Below are 20,534 nucleotides of genomic sequence, written 5' to 3'. Positions count from 1 at the left end.
CGCTAGTTATCCACAATTTTATCCACTGTAAAGCTAAAAACATTTGCTTGAAAAAAACTTAAAAAGCTTTATCTTGTGTCACCTCGCGCTATCAAACACAATATGTTGTGTTTTTGACCAATGAGCAACACTATTAAAACTGCATGTTAAGTAACACAGTTGTCGCTAGATATAAGGTATCCTGAATGAAAAAAAACCTATTTGTCACAAAACGAAATGGCAAAAGAGAACGCATTGATCTTGATAAGATTCACCGAGTTATCACTTGGGCTGCAGAAGGCTTAAAAAATGTTTCGGTCTCTCAGGTTGAATTAAATTCACATATTCAGTTTTATGATGGTATCCGTACCGATGATATCCATGAGACTATTATTAAAGCGGCCGCTGATCTTATCTCAGAAGCATCACCAGACTACCAATATTTAGCGGCACATCTTGCGGTATTCCATCTGCGTAAAAAAGCTTATCGACGTTTTACACCGCCAAGTATCTTTGAACACGTCAGTAAAATGTGTTCTAAAGGCAAGTACGATACGCATCTTCTTGAAGACTATAGCAAGCAAGAGTTTGAAGAGATGGAAAAATTTATCGTTCATGATCGTGATTTAAAGTTTTCTTATGCCGCAGTAAAACAGCTTGAGGGTAAATACCTCATTCAAAACCGTGTCACCGGTGATATTTATGAAAGTGCACAGTTTCTTTACATGATGGTGGCAGCATGCCTGTTTTCCAATTATGAACCTGCCATACGTTTATCTTACGTTAAACGCTTTTATGATGCGGTTTCACAATTTAAAATTTCATTACCGACCCCTATTATGGCCGGCGTCCGCACACCAACGCGTCAATTTAGTTCATGTGTATTGATTGAAACGGGTGATAGTCTTGATTCGATCAACGCGACATCCAGCGCAATTGTTAAATATGTTTCACAACGCGCCGGGATCGGTATTAATGCCGGTCGTATTCGTGCACTGGGCAGTGCTATTCGAGGCGGCGAGGCCTTCCATACGGGTTGTATTCCATTCTACAAACACTTCCAAACCGCAGTAAAATCATGCTCACAGGGTGGCGTACGTGGCGGTGCAGCAACGGTTTTTTACCCTGTCTGGCATTTGGAAGTTGAATCTTTATTGGTTTTAAAAAATAATCGAGGCATTGACTCCAACCGCATACGTCATCTCGACTACGGAGTCCAACTAAGCCGATTATTTTATCAACGCCTGATCGACAAAAGAAATATAGCCTTGTTCAGTCCCTCGGATGTCCCCGGTTTATACGATGCTTTTTTTGAAGATCAAGATGAATTTGAGCGTTTGTATAATTTATACGAAGGTGATCCTGAGATTCGTCAAAAAAGCATTCCAGCCGTTGAGTTGTTCTCTCTTCTAATGCAGGAACGCGCCAGTACGGGCCGAATCTACATTCAAAATGTGGATCACTGTAATACGCACAGTCCCTTTGACAGTAAGGTTGCCCCTATTCGTCAAAGTAACTTATGCCTTGAAATTGCCTTGCCGACTAAACCCATGCAGCACATTATGGATGAAGAAGGTGAAATTGCCCTGTGTACCTTATCGGCATTTAACTTGGGCGCAATTGAGTCACTTGATGAACTCGAAGAGCTTGCAGAACTTGCAGTGCGCGCATTAGATAGCTTACTGGATTACCAGGATTACCCGGTAAAAGCGGCTGAAAACAGCAGTATGGCACGTCGGACATTAGGCATAGGGGTTATCAACTTCGCTTATTATTTAGCTAAAAACGGCGTTAAATACTCAGATGGCAGCGCCAACAATCTAACCCATAAAACCTTTGAAGCTATTCAATATTATCTTTTGAAAGCCTCCAACAAACTGGCTTTCGAACGTGGTGCATGCCCTAAATTTAACGAAACACGTTATGCACAGGGTATTTTACCGCTTGATACGTACAAAAAGTCATTAGATAATATTTGTGATGAACAGTATCACCTCGATTGGGAAACCCTGCGCAGTGATATTGTTAAACACGGTTTACGTAATTCTACCTTATCGGCATTAATGCCCTCTGAAACATCGAGTCAAATATCGAATGCGACTAATGGTATTGAACCACCACGCGGTTTTGTAAGCGTTAAAGCAAGTAAAGATGGTATTTTGAAGCAGGTAGTGCCTGAGTATGAAAAATATAAACAAAACTATGAGTTATTGTGGGATATTCCCAACAATCAAGGTTACCTTGAATTAGTTGGCATAATGCAAAAATTCATCGATCAAGCAATTTCAGCCAATACGAATTACGATCCAAAACGTTTTTCTGAAGGACGAGTGCCGATGACTAATCTTTTAAAAGACTTATTGGTTGCTTATAAAATGGGTGTTAAAACATTGTATTACCACAATACCCGCGATGGTGCAGACGATGAAAACGTGATAGAAGAAGCAGATGACTGTGCGGGCGGTGCATGTAAGATATAATCAACGCTAACGACAAAAAGAATGCTCGCTTAATATTATAAGCTGAGCATTCTATTGCTTATAATTAAACTTGATTAGCCTCGCTAACAACAAAAAATTTTAGACTCTTTATTCATAAATCAAACGTTCATCTGGAGCATTCTATGGCTTATACAACTTTCTCGACAATTCCTAATGATGCAATGAAGGAACCCATGTTCTTTGGCAATCCGGTCAATGTAGCGCGTTATGACCAACAACGCTTTGCTGTATTTGAAATGTTAATTGAAAAACAGTTATCGTTTTTCTGGCGACCAGAGGAGATTGATGTAAGCCGTGACCGTATCGATTTTTTAAACTTACCGGATCATGAGCAGCATATTTTCATCTCCAATCTAAAATACCAAACATTATTAGATTCAATTCAGGGTCGTAGCCCCAATATTGCGCTACTGCCGATTGTGTCATTACCAGAACTTGAAACTTGGATTGAAACATGGTCATTTTCTGAAACTATTCACAGTCGCAGTTACACCCATATTTTACGTAATCTATTTACTGAACCCGCTGAAATCTTTGAAGATATCGTCACTAATGTCGAAATTCAAAAGCGCGCAACAGATATTTCCGGCTATTATGATGCGTTAATCCATGCCACACAGTTTATGCAACTGCATGGATTGGAACAAAATGACATTGATTATATCAACCTGAAAAACCAAGTTGAAAAATTAAACCTGCGCGCCATTAAGAAAAAACTTTACCTTTGTATCTGTTCAGTTAATGCCTTAGAAGCCATTCGTTTTTATGTTTCTTTTGCTTGTTCATTTGCCTTTGCCGAGCGTGATTTATTAGAAGGTAATGCAAAAATAATCAAATTAATTGCGCGGGATGAAGCCCTTCACCTCAATTCGACGCAACAAATTTTAAATCTTTGGGCTGATGGAAAAGATGATCCTGAAATGGCAGAGATTGCTATTGAATGCTTTGCTGAAGGGCGGGAAATATTTTTAAAAGCGGCTCAGCAAGAAAAAGATTGGGCTAAATATTTGTTTAAAGATGGATCAATGATTGGCCTAAATGAACAAATATTATCCCAATATGTTGAATATATTTCAAATCTGCGTATGCAGGCAATTGGTTATGCCCCAGAATTTGAAGTTAAGAGTAATCCCATTCCATGGATTAATAATTGGCTGGTCAGTGATAACGTACAGGTTGCTCCGCAGGAAACGGAAATTAGTTCCTATCTGGTAGGGCAAATTGACAGTAAAGTTGACAGTGAAGATCTCAGTACCTTTGAATTATAAACAGCTTCTCAGCAACGCTCTTATTTGCAGTCGTTATGAGTAAAAAAATAACTGTCAACGGGATTGAATATCCCCTCGACAGTGAAAAAACATTGCTTGAGAATTTGGAAGCTCAAGCAATTAAGCAGGAATATCATTGCCGTGATGGTCATTGTGGTGTTTGCCGCTGCCGATTAATTAGCGGACAAGCTGACTATATAAACTACCCAATGGCCTATCTTCGGGATGGCGAGGTGTTAACCTGCTGCTCAAAATCCAAGCAGGATATTGTACTGGCAACCTATTAAGCTCATCAATAGCGATAAATCGCCTGTTTTAACTCAAAGTTGACAGGATAACTTTCACCAACCTATTGGTTTATCAGCCTCAGTAAAATGATCTGTTCCCTTTGCTCGACAGCAGATTTTCTCTCCTTACCATCTTGATTCGAAAAAATAATGCCGCAGTCAATATAACCAGTACCAAAAAACCTCAGTTCAGATGATTAACTTCTAATTCAAGATGTTGTTTTAAAGAACATTATCAGTAAAAGACGCATGCTCAGGCAGTGACACTAAGTTATATTATAAAATACGTGATAATAAATCTTACCCGTCCTGTTTTTGCCGCTTGGTAATATTCACAACATCATGATTTTACGAACTTTAAACCACTATTCCATCTAGACTAATCACTTTAATTAGTCAAGTCTAATAATGCTAAAAATATGAGACATAAAGTTATTAACAGTGATATCTTTCACAAATAATTAATCTCTCTGCGAAATTATAGCGATCACCAACGATAACTCCCTATATAATAAAAAATAATGAAAAATAATGAAAACGTAGAGATGAACCCTATTGCTTAGCATTTTACTAAATAAATGATATCTATAGAAGTAAAACTGACACTCCTGGATTTAAATTTAATGAATTATTACTGTGTTTAAGTTAGCTGCTATTACCCTCCTTAGTGCGGTCTTATTAAGCTCGAATGCTTTCGCTCGCTCTGATTTTAATGACGCTTATGAAGCCGCTCAGGCCGGTGACTACGCACATGCAGTTTCATTATGGAAAAAATTAGCCAAGCAGGGAGATCCTGCCGCGCAATATGCTTTAGCCTGGATGTATGAAAGTGGACAAGGGGTTTTAATAGATATCAAGCAAGCTGCCCATTGGTACAAAGAAGCTGCAATTCAGAATAATATTGCAGCACAAGCTGTTCTAGCGTCGCTCTATGACCAGGGGACAGGTGTGACAGCAAGCCCTCAAAGTGCGGTAAAATGGTATTTAAAAGCCGCTAATCAAGGAGATGCAGAATCCCAATTCCAATTAGGCTTACACTATCAAGATGGTAACGGTGCACTGCAAAATGATCGGCAAAGTTTTCTTTGGTTTAGTAAAGCAGCAGAACAAGGATATCTCTCTGCAGAGCTCCATTTGGCCAACATTTACCGATTGGGTAAAGGTGTTAAACAAGATTATCACGCAGCTATCAAATGGTATAAAAAAGCATCCTCACAGGGTAATGCCAGTGCAACTTTTTACCTTGCTCAATTCTATGAACTTGGCCATGGCGTTGTTCAGGATAACCTGCGTGCGCACTCGCTATACCAAGCATCAGCGCTGAAAAATTTTGCGCCTGCGGCCTATAAAGCGGGTGAATTTCACGAAAATGGTAAAGCGGGAAAAACCAATTTAGAACAAGCTATGAAATGGTACAAAAGCGCGGCAAATAAGGGTGACAGTACTGCACAATATAAACTTGCCAAGCTCTATCAAAATGGCAGCGGTATCGAGAAAAACATCCGCATTGCGATTAATTGGTACAAGCATGCTGCAATCAAAAATCATCCCCAAGCTTATTATCACCTTGGTCTTATTTATGAAAAGGGTGAACAGGGAATAAAAATTAATAAATCGAAAGCATTTGATTACTATCAAAAGGCTGTCTCATTAGGAAATCTGTATGCAAATGCGCATTTGGCAGCTTATTATGAGCAGGGTATAGGTGTGCCCATGGATATTGAGCGCGCGCTGGCATTATATCAAAAATCCCCTGAAGCTTGGTCTAAAGTTAACTATCAAAAACTATCTGAACACAAATTTTGTTTAAAAAATGCCACAACAGAACTTTTTTCAGTGCCGATAGCCTGCACCAATAGACAGGTATTATCCAAGGAAATTAAAAATAAAAAGATAACCGTTATTTCTGAAAACCTGGCTGACTGGTCAGACACTTATTTTACGGGTGCTGCCATTGAAGGCACAAGTCAGCTGGAGATAACCTATACGCGTGAAGATTATTTTGCCAGTGCACAATATACTTTTATAGGCAGAAGTGATCCCAGTTTAATTTTTCGTATTAAAGAGATAGTGCAACAAAAATATGATCAACCAGATACCTCTGAAGGTGACCCTATAAAAGGCGAGGTAAGTTTTCAATGGTTATTGAATGATGGCATTAAAGTAGTCGTGCAGCGAAAATGGCCCGATACAACAACCTTTCTAACTTATTCACTGCCTGAGCATATTGAGTTACTAAAAGCACAACAAAAACAATCCCCGGATAAAATCTACCTGGCCGATAATGACGCTGAAAATAAAACAATCGGCAAGGTTGCTCCTTCATTTTTCTAACCTAATTGTTTTAACTTATTCATGTCAAAATATTGTAAAATATTATAAAATAAATTTGTCACCCTCTTTTTTATTAAAAGGTTTTAAATGCGCAGAAAAATATAATAAAGCAGCGATTAAATTGAACTGCAAGGTGTCATCGGCATTACTTCTCCCCTTTATCAAATGAGCTTCATATGGATTTTTCTATACTACTTTTTATTGGCACCGCATTTACCTTCGGCATGGTGGTTAACTTCACCAGCTTACCGCCCATGGTCGGGTTTTTAATAGCAGGTTTTGTCCTTAATTTTTTCGGCTTTGAATCCAGTGAAGGGTTGATTAGCCTGTCGAATTTAGGCGTCACTCTATTACTATTTTCTATCGGATTAAAATTAGATATCCGCACCCTCTTTAAAAGCGAAGTTTGGGGAGGCGCAAGTATTCATCTTATCGCCAGTATTATTTTTTATACCCTGCTGTTAGCGTCCTTAAAAATGGTTGGTTTAATATTTTTTATTGATCTCAAAATAATGGAGTTAGTACTTGTCTCCTTTACATTAAGTTTTTCAAGTACCGTCTTTGCGGTCAAAATTCTGGAAGAAAAAAGTGAAACAAACTCACTTTATGGCAGGATAGCAATCGGTATTTTGATCATGCAGGATATTTTTGCCGTGCTGTTTTTAACCATTTCGATCGGGGAAATGCCATCAATTTGGGCAGTTGCATTATTAGGCTTGCCCCTTATCCGCCCTCTTTTATTTAAACTATTAGATAGAGCAGGTCACGGCGAGTTATTAGTTTTATACGGTTTCTTTTTAGCGCTGGTTGTCGGAGCGGGTTTATTTGAATTTGCCGGCTTAAAGGCAGATTTAGGCGCACTAATCGCAGGAATGCTGCTTGCGGGACACCCCAGTGCTAAAAACATGGCCAAATCTTTATTTAATCTGAAAGAGCTGTTTTTAATCTGCTTCTTTTTGAGCATCGGCTTGGGTGGATTGCCAAATATTGATCATGTTATGGTTGCCGGTATTTTATCCATTTTATTATTAGGAAAAATTGCACTTTATTTCCTTACCTTAAGTCGATTTAAATTACGCTCACGGACTTCTCTGTTCAGTTCATTTTCATTGGCAAATTACAGTGAATTTGGCTTAATTGTTGCGGCCCTTGCCACCCATAAAGGTTGGTTATCTCAGGATTGGTTGATTATCATCGCCATTGCCGTCTCCTTTAGCTTTATTATCGCCTCATTATTAAATAAATATGCGGATACTATCTACAGCCGCTTTAGCCGTCCTTTAAAACGTTTTCAGGCAAAACGTTTGCATAAAGATGATCGGCCAGTGCGGGTGGGCGATGCTCAAATATTAGTATTAGGGATGGGTCAGATTGGAACGGGGGCCTATGAGGCCCTAAAGATAACCTACGGTGAACGGGTAATGGGTATTGATTACAATCATCAAAAAACGCTGGCACATCGTGCCCGTGGAAGACGGGTAATAACCGGTGATGCCTTAGATTCAGATTTTTGGAATAAATTACAGCTAACAGATAATATTAAACTTATTTTATTGGCAATGCCGGATCATAATGGTAATCGTTATGCAGCAGAGCAACTTAATAAAATTAACAGCTGCAGTTTTAAAGTCGCCGCACTTGCACACTATCAAAGCGATGAGGTGGAATTAAATGAGTTCGGTGTTAATCAAGTTTACAATATGTACGAAGAAGCGGGCTCTGGTTTTGCGCGCCATGTTTGTTCGGAATTACAAATTTCATTGCTAAAAGATCATCATAAACAAGAGTTATAATCGTTCATTTATCCGAATTAGACTTATTTCTAATATATTACGGTGATTTAGTGACTTTTATTGATTATTCTGCAAAAATCGTCTATCAAATTATTGTTTTTTTGTTTTGTCACAGCAAACCGGCAAGCATTAATAACTTAACACTCGATATCTTGTAGATATCCGCTTTAAATAAAAGGTAACATTATGTGTTCAATTTTTGGTGTACTTGACATTAAAAGCGATCCGCTCGCTTTACGTCAACAAGCTATTGAAATGTCTAAACTGCTTCGTCACCGTGGCCCAGATTGGTCCGGCGTCTACGCGTCTGAGAAAGCAATATTGGTTCATGAGCGTCTTTCCATTGTAGATGTAGATACTGGCGCACAGCCTCTGTACAATCAGAATAATACACATATCCTTGCGGTAAATGGTGAGATCTATAACCACAAAGCGTTAGAAGCTGAATTAACCTGTGGTTATCAGTTTAAAACAAAATCAGACTGTGAAATTATCTTGGCTTTGTACGAAGAAAAAGGGAGTGATTTCCTGGATGATTTAAACGGTATTTTTGCTTTTTGTTTGTACGATGCTGAAAAAGATAAATACCTGATTGGCCGTGATCATATGGGTATTATCCCGCTCTATATGGGCTGGGATGAACACGGTAATTTTTATGTCGCCTCAGAAATGAAAGCATTAACACCTATCTGTACAAAAGTTCAGGAATTCCCACCGGGATCCTTTTTGGACAGTGACATAGGTGAAATCACTCAATATTATGCACGTGACTGGATGGAATATGATGCAGTTAAAGATAACGGCGGCAGCGCGGCTGAAATTGGTGAAGCACTTGAAGCGTCGGTTAAGCGTCAGTTAATGTGTGATGTACCCTACGGTGTTTTACTGTCCGGTGGATTAGATTCATCTGTTATCTCGGCTATCACGCAAAAATTTGCTAAACAGCGTATTGAAGACAATGGTGAAAGCGGCGCATGGTGGCCACAACTGCACTCTTTCTCTGTTGGTCTGGAGGACTCGCCTGATTTAGCCGCTGCTGCAAAAGTAGCCAAAGAATTAGGCACTATTCACCACCCTATTATCTTTACCGTACAAAATGGTATTGATGCTTTGCGTGAAGTTATTTACCATATTGAAACTTACGATGTAACCACTATTCGCGCTTCAACACCTATGTACCTGATGGCACGTAAGATTAAAGCGATGGGTATAAAAATGGTACTTTCAGGTGAAGGTGCTGATGAAATATTTGCCGGTTACTTGTATTTCCATAAAGCGCCAAATCCTAAAGAGTTACATGAAGAATTAAACCGTAAAATCAGCAAACTACATATGTTTGACTGTCTACGTGCTAATAAATCAATGGCGGCCTGGGGCATTGAGGCACGTGTACCTTTCTTAGATAAAGAGTTCATGGACGTTGCTATGCGTACCAATCCTGAACTTAAAATGATCAAAGATGGCCGCATCGAGAAAAACATTCTTCGAGAAGCCTTTGAAGGTCAATTATTAAGCGAAGTTTTATGGCGTCAAAAAGAGCAGTTCTCCGATGGTGTGGGTTACAACTGGATAGATACGTTAAAAGCGCATATTGAAACACAAGTAACGGATCAGCAACTGGCGACTGCGCAATTCAAGTTCCCAATCAATACACCCGATACCAAAGAAGCTTACTTCTACCGCACTATCTTTGCTGAGCACTTCCCGCTGGACAGTGCAGCAGAATGTGTACCACACGGTAAATCAGTGGCTTGTTCAACCGTTGAGGCATTAGCCTGGGATGAGAGTTTCCAAAATAATGCAGATCCTTCCGGTCGCGCAGCAGGTATTCATAATGATGCCTACAATATTGCCTAACTAAACGTTAAATTACACCAAAAGAACTAAAAAGGTGCTCATCCTTGCTGGTTAAAATTATCCCTAACTGCGTTGTGAGTTTTGAAGTGAGAATAACTATCTCCTGCAACTCACGCCTTATTAGCGTTAATTTTCCCTTCGCAATCACTGATCACTTCATTAATTTTTTTGGTATTAACTTTATAAAGCGTTCTGCGGAACGCTTTTTTTATACGCAGCCGAATATAAAATGCCCAAATTAAATCAGCAAACCTGCCCTTGTAAAAGTAACAAAACCTATCAACAATGTTGTTTTCCATTTCATATAAAAACAGTTAAACCTATTACCTGTGAGCAGCTGATGCGCTCCCGTTTTAGTGCCTTTGTGTATCAACTAGGTGAGTATTTATATGATAGTTATCATCCTGACTACCGGGGTGATTTAAGCGTTGAAGCCTTAGCCGAACAAAGCGTTGATTGGAAAAATTTACAAATTTTAAGCACTGCAAGTTTTTCCAATTCAGGTTACGTGGAGTTTAAAGCTTGGTACTTAGATCAGGGAAAACTATTCTGTCACCATGAGCGTTCTAATTTTGTGAAAGAAAATAATGACTGGCTTTATTGTGATGGGCTTATTTATCCGGAGAAAAAATCAGGTAAGATACCCCGTAATGAACCCTGTCCCTGCGGCAGTGCTCAAAAGCACAAAAAGTGTTGTGCTAATACCAAAAGCACTAAAAAGGTAATCACCCTTGCTGGTTAAAATTATCCCTAACTGCGTTGTGAATTTTATTCAGAACATCCTGTTCTTCACCACTTTGTGGTCAGCTAAAGCTGTTCAAAATCGTTCCATACGATTTTGTGAAGGAGAATAACGATCGAATGCAACTCACGCCTTGTTAGATCTAATTTTTCCTTCGCAACCCCTGATCACTTCATTAATTCTTTTGGTATAAATAACCAGCGCATAGCCACAACAAATAAGAGATAAAAATGGAAAAGAAAATACTACTGACGGATTGCCCTGACAGCAAAGGTCTGATTGCTCAAATCACCAATATTTGCCACAAACATCAGCTGAATATTATTAAAAATAATGAGTTTGTCGACCACCAACATGGGCGTTTTTTTATGCGCACTGAAATTGAAGGTTATTTCAATGATCAGACACTGCTGGCCGATTTAGATTTTAGCCTACCAAAAGGCTCCCATCGGGCATTAATATCAGCACAGAAAAAACGGATCGTCATTTTAGTCACCAAAGAAGCTCACTGTCTTGGTGACATTTTAATGAAAAGCACTTACGGTGGCCTTGATGTTGAAATTGCAGCTGTCATTGGCAATTACAATACATTAGAAGACCTAGTGACCAAGTTTAACATTCCCTATCATACGGTCAGTCATGAAGGTTTAAGTCGTGAAGAGCATGAAAAGCAAGTACTAGAGACGATTTCGCCCTATGCGCCTGACTATGTGATTTTGGCTAAATATATGCGTATTTTAACGCCTGAATTTGTTAAGGTTTATGAAAATAAACTGATTAACATTCATCACTCATTCCTGCCCGCTTTTATTGGTGCTAAACCCTATCAGCAAGCCTTCGATCGGGGTGTTAAAATTATTGGCGCGACGGCGCACTTTGTCAATAATGACCTTGATGAAGGACCTATTATTACGCAAGATGTAACCCACATTGATCATTCCTATAGTGCTGATGATTTAGTAAAAGCAGGACGAGATGTAGAAAAATCGGTATTAAGCCGTGCATTACAACAGGTATTAGATGACAAAATTTTTGTTTATGCTAACCGCACCGTGGTTTTTCAATAAACAGAAGTTCAATCTCAGCGGCGCTAAAAGTTAAATTAATTTTGCATTATTTTAACTTTTATTCAATCAATGTTATCTTTATTTAACGCGCTTTATTCTTATCTAAGAGATGGACATTATCATGAAAAAGTTATTACCTGTTGTAACGGTGCTGGCAGGGTTGCTCTCTCCGGCGCTTCAAGCCAGTCAAACTCCGGTTATGTTCTCAACCATTGATGGCTTTAATGCACCTAATGCAGAGAGTGTTAAAGGCGTTCGGCTTAGCGTCTTTCATGGCAGAGTTAATGAAGTAAAGGGTCTCGACTTAGCCGCTTTTGGACTCTCTGAAACCAATAAAACCACCGGTGTAAATTTAAACTTTTTTGGTGCCGCTAAGGTCAATCAGGAGATGACAGGGGCTTCTTTAGGTATTGTTAACTGGCAAGAAGGTAATACAGTCGGTGCGAACATTGGCGCGCTAAACTTAACCAATAATGTCAAAGGGGCTAATATCAGTTTGGTCAATTATTCGACGGGTCATACTTTGGTTGATGTGGGCGCAGTGAGTTTTTCACAGCAATCAACTGTGCAGGTCGGTCTGTTTAACAAAACAACACAACTTGACGGTATACAGATTGGTCTGTTAAATTGCGCTGATAACGGCTTTTTCAAATGTTTCCCTTTGGTGAATTGGTCTAAGAATTTATCCGTTAACATTTCCAATTAACGCGGTCACCCTTAACACTTAAAATCCTCCTTCTAATAATGCTGTTGTTTAACAGCATTATTAATCTTTTTTCTGCTGTTAATTTAAACGCTTTTTGTTGTTTATTGTACAAAACAAATAAAACACCCAACGAACTGATTTTATTTACTGTTTTTCTCTTAGCAACGTTTTACAAAGGCTGAATTTCTGCTATTATCCATCGCGAAATGAAGGAGGGGTTCCCGAGCGGCCAAAGGGAGCAGATTGTAAATCTGCCGCGAAAGCTTCGATGGTTCGAATCCGTCCCCCTCCACCATTTCAATCCTTTCGATTACCTTTGTAAAAACTTTCCAAAATAAATTACCTATTACCCGTTACCCGTTACCCTATAATATAAAGTCATTTTCCGCTATTTGTATCACTGTATAATGTTTTTTATCGGCTTAAAAAAAAGCCCAACACGCTAAGCATGATGAGCTTTATAAAAGGCATAACGCTGATAGAGAAACTAACCCTTTAATTCAGCTAACTTTAACTTGATACGTTTTGCTGAAACGGGATAAGCGGTCCCTAACTGCTGCGCAAACAAAGACACCCTTAATTCCTCCATCATCCAATAAATTTCAGCTAATTGTTGATTATCACTTTCGCTCGCCAGTAGGGTTTTACAAAGAGCATGGTAACGTGTTTCAAGTTCATTGAGTGCGATAGTATGCAGACGATCCTGCGTGGGATTGACGGGCAGCTTTTCTAAGCGTTTTTCCAATGCCATTAAATAACGTTTTAAATCCGTTAATCTAGCCTCACCAACCTGACAAGCAAATCCGGGGAAAATAAGACGATTTAATTGCGCTTTAATATCTCCTTGCGCCACCAGCAGGGTTAAATCAACTTTCCCTTTGAGTTTTTTATTTACCGCATAAGCCAGAGTTAATATTTGTTCAACTAACTGGGTTATTGTTAATGTGGCTTCAGCCAATTCTGCCCGTACTTTTTCTTTTTCCACTTCAAATTCGGCTTCTGTCGTCGGACTTTTCTGATCCTTTAAAATCGCATCAATAGCACAGTTAATACAATCATCAATTAAGTCTTTTACTTGCCCAAAGGGATTAAAATAGAGACCTAATTTGGCCTTATTAGGCAAACTTTTTTGTAAATATTTAATCGGTGACGGCACATTTAATAACACTAAACGGCGCAGACCTTCCTTGCCAATTTGAGCGGCCTTTTGTTCACTGTCAAACAGTTCAATGGCAACACTTTTATTTTTATCCACCAGTGCAGGGAACGCTTTAACTTGATAACCGCCGTGATCTTTACTAAATGACTTAGGCAACTTTCCAAAACTCCATGTCACTAAATCTGTTTTTTCAATGCCCTGCTTCGACACTTTAGACAGAGTCTCTTTTACTTTTCCTTTTAACTGATGCTGTAAAAGTATTAAATCTGTCCCTTGGTTTATGCTTTTGCCCTGCTCATCAATAATATTAAATTTTATTTTAAGATGTGTTGGTAATGCCGTTATATCCCATGAATTCTCAGGGATGCGTACGCCGGTCATGCGCAGCAGTTGTTTCTCAAATGCTTCAAGCAGCGGTGTTTTTAGGGGCTCCATGACGGCTAATGCGGCCTGCGCGTAATTTGGTGCGGGTACAAAATTACGACGCACTGGTTTTGGCAGGGTTTTAATTAATGCAATTAATAATTCTTCACGCAATGCAGGTATCTGCCAATCAAAACCATTGGGCTGAAGTTGATTTAATAACGCCAGCGGAACCTCAACGGAGACACCATCCTGAGCAGTACCGGGCTCAAAAGCATAACTTAAGCGCAGCTTGAAGTTTCCCTGCGACCAACAATCGGGGTAGGCATTTTCAGTTACTTGATCCGCGCCGTGGGTCATCACTAAACTGCGCTGGTAATTTAATAAATCAGGTTGTTTTTGCTTTTCTCGATTCCACCAGCTGTCAAACTGTTTAGCGCTGGCTACATCCGTTGGAATATGCTGATCATAAAAATAGAATAAAGTCTCATCATCCACCAAAATATCACGGCGACGGGATTTATGCTCCAGCTCCTCAATATCTTCCAGTAACAGTTGGTTCTCTTTGAAAAACTGATGACGAGTGACAAATTCGCCTTCCACCAGCGCATGACGAATAAAAAGCTCCCGGCATAAAACAGGATCTATTTTTGTATAAATGACCTTACGTTTAATGACAATCGGCACGCCATATAAAATCTGATTTTCAAATGCGCCCACCACCCCGAGCTTCTTCTGCCAATGCGGTTCACTGTAACTGCGTTTAATTAAGTGTTGTGCCTGCTGTTCAATCCATTCAGGTTTGATCCGTGCAGCCGTTCGTCCAAAGAGTTTCGCTGTTTCAACTAATTCGGCAGTCATTATCCATTTAGGCTGCTTTTTAAACAGTGCCGATCCCGGAAATAGATAAAACTTACTGTTACGCGCACCGAGGTATTCAGCTTCTTTGTCTTTAAAACCGATGTGCGACAATAACCCTCCTAATAACGCTTGATGAATAGCATCAAAATTTGAGGCTTGGTTATTGATTTTAATGCCTAACTCATCGATCACCTGTTTAATTTGGGTGTAGATATCCTGCCATTCGCGCACCCGCATGTAAGCCAGAAACTCTTTTTGACACATTTTACGAAAGTGGCTGCTGGAAAGCTCATGACGTTGCTCTTTGATATAATCCCAAAGATTCACAAAAGCGATAAAATCAGAATTTTTGTCAACAAAGCGACGATGCTTTTCATCGGCGGCTTGTTGTTTATCCATTGGTCTTTCGCGTGGATCCTGAATACTTAATGCCGCACTAATGACCATCACTTCATGGACACAACCAAACTCCTGCGCCGCTAAAATCATTCGAGCCAAACGGGGATCAACGGGCAGTTTAGCTAACTGCCGGCCTAGAGGCGTAAGCTTTTTCTGCGCTTCCTGAAGCGTTAGATCAACGGCGCCTAACTCTTCTAATAATACTAAGCCATCTTTAATATTACGATCTTCAGGCGGCTGCACAAAGGGGAATTTATTCAGATCGCCAAGGCCCAAGGAGAGCATCTGTAAAATAACCGATGAAAGATTGGTGCGCAGCACTTCCGGATCCGTAAACTCCGGGCGGGAAAGAAAATCATCTTCACTATAAAGGCGAATACAGACACCGTCACTGACACGTCCGCAACGCCCCTTACGCTGATTCGCACTTGCCTGTGAAACAGGTTCAATCGGTAAACGTTGTACTTTAGTACGGTAGCTGTAGCGACTGATACGTACTGTACCGGTATCAATAACATATTTAATACCGGGAATAGTCAGCGAGGTCTCTGCAACGTTGGTGGCCAGCACGATACGCTGACCTTGATGCGATTGGAAAATACGATTCTGTTCAGCAACGCTTAATCGTGCAAACAGCGGTAATACTTCAGTATCACGTAAATTACGACGGTTTAGCGCATCGGTTGTATCACGAATTTCCCGTTCACCATTCATAAAAATCAGAATATCGCCACGCCCTAAGCGCTGTAATTCATCGACTGCGTGAAAGATACCTTCAATTTGATCCCCCCCTGCATAATCCTCTAAAGGACGGTATAAGGTTTCAACGGGGAAAGTACGGCCGGAGACTTCAATGATCGGGGCTTTTTTACCTCGGGCGGAGATAAAATGGTTGGAAAAACGTTCGGGATCAATGGTTGCAGAAGTAATAATAACTTTAAGATCCGGACGGCGCGGTAATAAACGTTTCAGATAACCTAATAAAAAATCGATGTTCAGACTGCGCTCATGCGCTTCATCGATAATAATAGTGTCATATTTACTTAAAAAACGATCGTTTTGAATTTCCGCCAATAAAATACCGTCGGTCATTAACTTGATATAAGAGCGTTCGCTGACTTTATCCGTAAAACGTACTCGGTAACCAACGGTTTCACCTACAATAGAATCAAGCTCTTCAGCAATACGGTTGGCAACGGTACGTGCCGCGATACGCCTGGGCTGCGTGTGGCCGATCAGCCCCGAAACACCACGCCCTAACTCTAAACAAATTTTAGGAATCTGAGTGGTTTTGCCGGATCCGGTTTCCCCGGCAATAATAACCACTTGGTTATCACGAATAGCAGCCAAAATATCATCTTTTTTCTGGCTAACGGGCAAGCTTGGCGGGTAACTCACTTTAGGTAAATTAAGTAGTCGTAAGGCGCGCGCGTCGATTGAAGACTGAATATCGCAGGCTACTTTAACCAGGGCATGCTCTACTTTTTCAGCTGTTTTTTGTTTTTTAGCAGCATCAATACGACGTGCCAAAGAAAATTGGTCTTGGTATAAGGCCTGAGAGAGATGTTTTTTTAAAGTAGCAGCAGAAATGGTCAAAAGAAATACCTAACAAGAATCAAAAAACAGATCCTAGCAAGGTGCATACAATAAAGACAGCAGTGCTTTATCTTATAGCCAAACTATTTGAGAATGCAGATTCAAATAGTTTGGCTATGAATAGACGCAAGGACTCTATTACTGCTCTTTTTATTTTCCTTCAGAAACACCATCGATTTTCAAAAATCATCTATTTTCAAAAAACAAGCAGTCTTCCAACTATCACTAATCGATTCCCAAATACTTATGCATCTGCACCGATAAACGCCAGTTGCGTTCGATACAGACTCGACTGCATAAAAGTGTTGCTTTTACTTTCTGAGAAATCGGCTGTAAACAGATAATTTTATCCTCGCTCGATGTAAGCTCTGCCAACAATGCATCTAACTGTTCGATATCTTTTTCAGTACCAACGGGATGTTTTATTTCATCGGCACGTTCAAGCGCCGATTGTAAAACGACTTTACCTGCGCGCATATTAACCTTTGGAGAGAGTGTCACCCAAGTCGTCGGTGCGACTAAAACAGGATAAGTGCCACTGGTTTCAATCTGGGTTTTAAAGTCAAACTCATGCAGCACAGTGGTTAACTCACGCAAGTCTGCCATACAAGGTTCACCACCGGTGATCACTACTAAATTAGCGCTGTATTCGAGACGTTTAATTTCAGCCACTATCTCCCGCGCGTTAACATTTGCCCAACGCGTTGATTCATTACTGCTGCCGGTTAATAAAATCAGTTCGCTCTGTTTATCGGGGTTTATTTCCCAAGTATGTTTAGTATCACACCAGGCACAACCTACATCACACCCCTGTAAACGTAGAAAAATAGCGGGTACACCGGTGTGAAAACCTTCTCCCTGAATAGTTTGAAATAATTCGTTTACTTTATAGTTTTGACTCATTGCTTTATTATGCTCGGTTGGTAGCAGGATTTTGTCAGTGTAACGCAATAAGTAAGTGAACATACAAAATCAAACCTATTAAAACTTAATATTTATACCCATGTTACTTCAATTTTATGCCTAGCATCTCAGCACAATTTTTCTTGCTGACTTTGCATCTTGAAGTATCATGGGTATATATATCTCAAAAATATAAAAAATAACAATAATATAAAAAATAACAATAAAATTCAAAGGGTTCGAAAAATTATGCATCATTACTTAGGATCCGCTTTATATCTAAATCAATCGGGAAAAATGTCTTATGTCTAAAAAAGTCGTCGTAATTTATTCTGGAGGCATGGACTCTTTCACCGTATTACACAAAGCCATGCAACAAGGTTTAACCCCTTATGCTTTAACATTTGATTACGGGCAACGCCATATTAAAGAGATTGAAGTGGCACGCAAGGTCTGTGAAGAATTAGGAGTCCATCACAAAGTTATTGATATTTCAGCTATTAACCAGTTAATTGGCGGTTCTTCATTAACCGACAACAGCATTGATGTTGCGCAGGGCCATTACCAACAGGAAAACATGAAATCCACGGTAGTCCCCAACCGTAATATGATTTTATTATCTTTGGCTATTGGTTATGCCGTTTCACTCGGTGCCGAGCAGGTTTATTACGGCGCACATTCGGGGGATCATGAAATTTACCCCGATTGCAGGCCCATTTTTGTTGAAAAAATGAATGACGTCGCAGCCGTGGCTAATTATGAAAAAGTAGAGATTTTTTCGCCCTATTTAAACAATAACAAAAGCGGCATTTTAAAAGATGGCATGGCAATGGGCCTTGATTATAGTAAAACATGGACCTGTTATAATGGCAGAGAGAAAGCCTGTGGCAAGTGCGGCTCTTGTGTTGAACGCTTAGAAGCGTTTGCCGCTAACGGCATCAATGACCCCATTGAATATGAAAGCACTTAGTTAAGTGCTTGAAGGCGTTTGCCGCTAACGGCATTAATGATGCCAATAAATATGAAAGCACTTAGTTAAGTGCTTGAAGGCGTTTTCTGCTAACGGCATTAATGATACCAATGAATATGATAGCACTTAGTTAACGCTTGTTAGCGCTTGAAGGCGTTTACCGCTAACGGCATACTATTACCGCATAAGTTAACATGCGCTGCTGTTCAGCACTTAGCAGCCTTAGCGGTAATTATATTAACAATCAAATTCGGCATAGAATAAAATCTAGCCTTTTTACCTGTCGCCTGCAAATTTTCTCAATCCTGCCGCTTTAAATAAACACCAACACCTTGCCACCTTCCCCATATTTTCTAACCTGAACAATAGCTAAGTACAGATATTGCATAATAATAATTAATAGCCGTCATTTTTATTACTCCGCAAAAATTTCCAAAATAAAAATAGGGAGGCAATTGGTTAATATTTTCACTGAATCTATAAAAAGGGGAAGTGCTATGAATAAATTAGATATAAAGAGACGTATTGTGTTAACCGGTGGTCCCGGAGGTGGAAAGACAACTGCTCTGGATCTGTTTCGACGTGAATTAAAAGGAAAAATCGCCTCTGTGCCTGAAGCCGCAACGATGATATTTAGTGGTGGTATTGATCGATCCTTCGTGGTGGAAGTCGCCTGTGCACAGCAAGTCGCTATCTTTAATTTACAGCGGCACTTAGAAGATATTCAGCGAAAAACCACCCCGAATGGTCTTATCCTGTGCGACAGGGGTTGTTTAGATGGACTTGCCTATTGGCCGCATTCAGAAGAAGATTTTTTTAAAACCATGAATACTTCATTGAATTTTGAATTAAGCCGTTACGATGCGGTGATTTTTTTTGAAACGGCTGCGAAGTCAGGTCAAGAAATCAAAAGTAATAACCCGGTCAGAAATGAATCAGCCCAAAAAGCAATTATTCTGGATAAAAGACTGCAGCAGATATGGTCCAAACATTCCAATTTCAATTTAGTTTCCAGCTCAGAATCTTTTATTAAAAAGATTCTGTTTGGCATTAGAACCATTGAGAATGTGATCGATAAAATACAATCCCCCTGATATTTCCTCGTCATAATAGTCTTAGCAGACAGGATGAAGGTCAAGGTGTGCCTACAAGCCGCACTTTGTTCATTTTATTCTTCAATTGCATAAGCAATAAAGGTTGTTACTCGATTATTGTTCACCGGCTAGGTAATAAAATGTGGCGCCAGCAATATTTTATTATTTATTTATTTATTTATTTATCAAGAGGGGAGGTCGAAACTGGATTAATTTGTTACCTCTAAGCTGAGGGTTAAAATCACTTTGCTGTTGACAACAATCTGAACCCCTTAATCTCTGCATCAGTGCAGTAATGACACCGAATTGCTGATCATTCGAATGATATATTTATTTAAGACTTAGATTAAAAGCTAAAACGGTACTCCTCTAAATCATCCTCTACCACAAGGTCTGCTTCAATTGCCCGTTGCCATGCCTCAGAATAATATTCCTCATCTGAAGGTTCGTGGTCCAGCTCTATGAAATTTATTTCGTAGGATGCCACTACGCGCTCACCATCATTTTCAATGATTGAAACTTTCATTATTATTCTCCTTCGCTGCCCATAAAGTGATACGGATTAAAAATACTGGCGGCAACAGCGCCTGTCTTTATGCGCAAAACTAACAATACGGCAACAGCGCCTGCCTTTATGCGCAAAACTAACAATACG

At 39.7% G+C, this 20,534-nt stretch carries 14 protein-coding genes and 1 tRNA gene; 12 read left to right on the top strand and 3 right to left on the bottom strand.

Going from position 1 to position 20,534, the window contains the following annotated elements:
• The first annotated feature begins 185 nt into the window (after positions 1-185).
• From nrdA to CXF72_RS08815, 10 genes are all read left to right on the top strand, one after another.
• Positions 186-2,459 carry a class 1a ribonucleoside-diphosphate reductase subunit alpha gene (gene nrdA, locus CXF72_RS08860; RefSeq protein ID WP_101038608.1) on the top strand — a complete coding sequence of 758 codons (2,274 nt, stop codon included), beginning with the start codon at positions 186-188 and terminating at the stop codon, positions 2,457-2,459.
• A gap of 143 nt (positions 2,460-2,602) precedes the next feature.
• Positions 2,603-3,748 carry a class Ia ribonucleoside-diphosphate reductase subunit beta gene (gene nrdB / locus CXF72_RS08855; RefSeq protein WP_101038607.1) on the top strand — a complete coding sequence of 382 codons (1,146 nt, stop codon included), beginning with the start codon at positions 2,603-2,605 and terminating at the stop codon, positions 3,746-3,748.
• Between the two features lie 35 nt (positions 3,749-3,783).
• Entirely contained in the window at positions 3,784-4,035 is a 252-nt protein-coding gene (gene yfaE, locus CXF72_RS08850) for a class I ribonucleotide reductase maintenance protein YfaE (protein ID WP_101038606.1), read from the top strand.
• 636 nt (positions 4,036-4,671) lie between these two features.
• A complete protein-coding gene (locus tag CXF72_RS08845; protein WP_232784926.1) occupies positions 4,672-6,369 on the top strand; it encodes a tetratricopeptide repeat protein in 1,698 nt (565 codons plus the stop codon).
• Positions 6,370-6,545: 176 nt separating this feature from the next.
• The gene (locus tag CXF72_RS08840) at positions 6,546-8,162 is read left to right on the top strand and encodes a cation:proton antiporter domain-containing protein (protein WP_101038605.1); all 1,617 of its coding nucleotides are present in this window, start codon (positions 6,546-6,548) and stop codon (positions 8,160-8,162) included.
• Between the two features lie 186 nt (positions 8,163-8,348).
• Positions 8,349-10,019 (top strand): asparagine synthase B, encoded by a 1,671-nt coding sequence (gene asnB, locus CXF72_RS08835; RefSeq protein ID WP_101038604.1) that lies wholly within the window; start codon positions 8,349-8,351, stop codon positions 10,017-10,019.
• A gap of 229 nt (positions 10,020-10,248) precedes the next feature.
• Positions 10,249-10,761, top strand: coding sequence for a YchJ family protein (locus CXF72_RS08830; protein ID WP_101038603.1), 513 nt, complete (start codon positions 10,249-10,251; stop codon positions 10,759-10,761).
• Positions 10,762-10,991: 230 nt separating this feature from the next.
• Entirely contained in the window at positions 10,992-11,828 is an 837-nt protein-coding gene (gene purU, locus CXF72_RS08825) for a formyltetrahydrofolate deformylase (protein ID WP_101038602.1), read from the top strand.
• A gap of 121 nt (positions 11,829-11,949) precedes the next feature.
• Positions 11,950-12,534, top strand: a complete 585-nt coding sequence (locus tag CXF72_RS08820) for a VC2662 family protein (RefSeq protein WP_101038601.1) — start codon at positions 11,950-11,952, stop codon at positions 12,532-12,534.
• Between the two features lie 211 nt (positions 12,535-12,745).
• Positions 12,746-12,829 (top strand) — tRNA-Tyr (locus tag CXF72_RS08815).
• A 192-nt stretch (positions 12,830-13,021) separates the two neighbouring features.
• Here the strand turns inward: CXF72_RS08815 and hrpA are convergent.
• Positions 13,022-16,912 (bottom strand): ATP-dependent RNA helicase HrpA, encoded by a 3,891-nt coding sequence (gene hrpA / locus CXF72_RS08810; protein ID WP_101038600.1) that lies wholly within the window; start codon positions 16,910-16,912, stop codon positions 13,022-13,024.
• A gap of 225 nt (positions 16,913-17,137) precedes the next feature.
• Positions 17,138-17,815 carry a 7-carboxy-7-deazaguanine synthase QueE gene (gene queE, locus CXF72_RS08805; protein ID WP_198552544.1) on the bottom strand — a complete coding sequence of 226 codons (678 nt, stop codon included), beginning with the start codon at positions 17,813-17,815 and terminating at the stop codon, positions 17,138-17,140.
• 304 nt (positions 17,816-18,119) lie between these two features.
• On the opposite strand from queE, the gene queC reads away from it, so the two are divergent.
• Positions 18,120-18,785 (top strand): 7-cyano-7-deazaguanine synthase QueC, encoded by a 666-nt coding sequence (queC, locus tag CXF72_RS08800; RefSeq protein ID WP_101038598.1) that lies wholly within the window; start codon positions 18,120-18,122, stop codon positions 18,783-18,785.
• A 497-nt stretch (positions 18,786-19,282) separates the two neighbouring features.
• Positions 19,283-19,879 carry an AAA family ATPase gene (locus CXF72_RS08795; RefSeq protein ID WP_101038597.1) on the top strand — a complete coding sequence of 199 codons (597 nt, stop codon included), beginning with the start codon at positions 19,283-19,285 and terminating at the stop codon, positions 19,877-19,879.
• Between the two features lie 346 nt (positions 19,880-20,225).
• Here CXF72_RS08795 and CXF72_RS08790 read toward each other — a convergent pair whose 3' ends face one another.
• On the bottom strand, positions 20,226-20,405 hold the full coding sequence (locus tag CXF72_RS08790; RefSeq protein WP_101038596.1) for a hypothetical protein: 180 nt from the start codon (positions 20,403-20,405) through the stop codon (positions 20,226-20,228).
• Between the last annotated feature and the right edge of the window lie 129 nt (positions 20,406-20,534).

It is taken from the genome of Psychromonas sp. MB-3u-54 (assembly GCF_002836415.1).
Classification (GTDB): domain Bacteria; phylum Pseudomonadota; class Gammaproteobacteria; order Enterobacterales; family Psychromonadaceae; genus Psychromonas.
The sequence above is the reverse complement of the archived record's forward strand: the minus strand, read 5'-3'. Positions and strand labels throughout refer to the sequence as shown.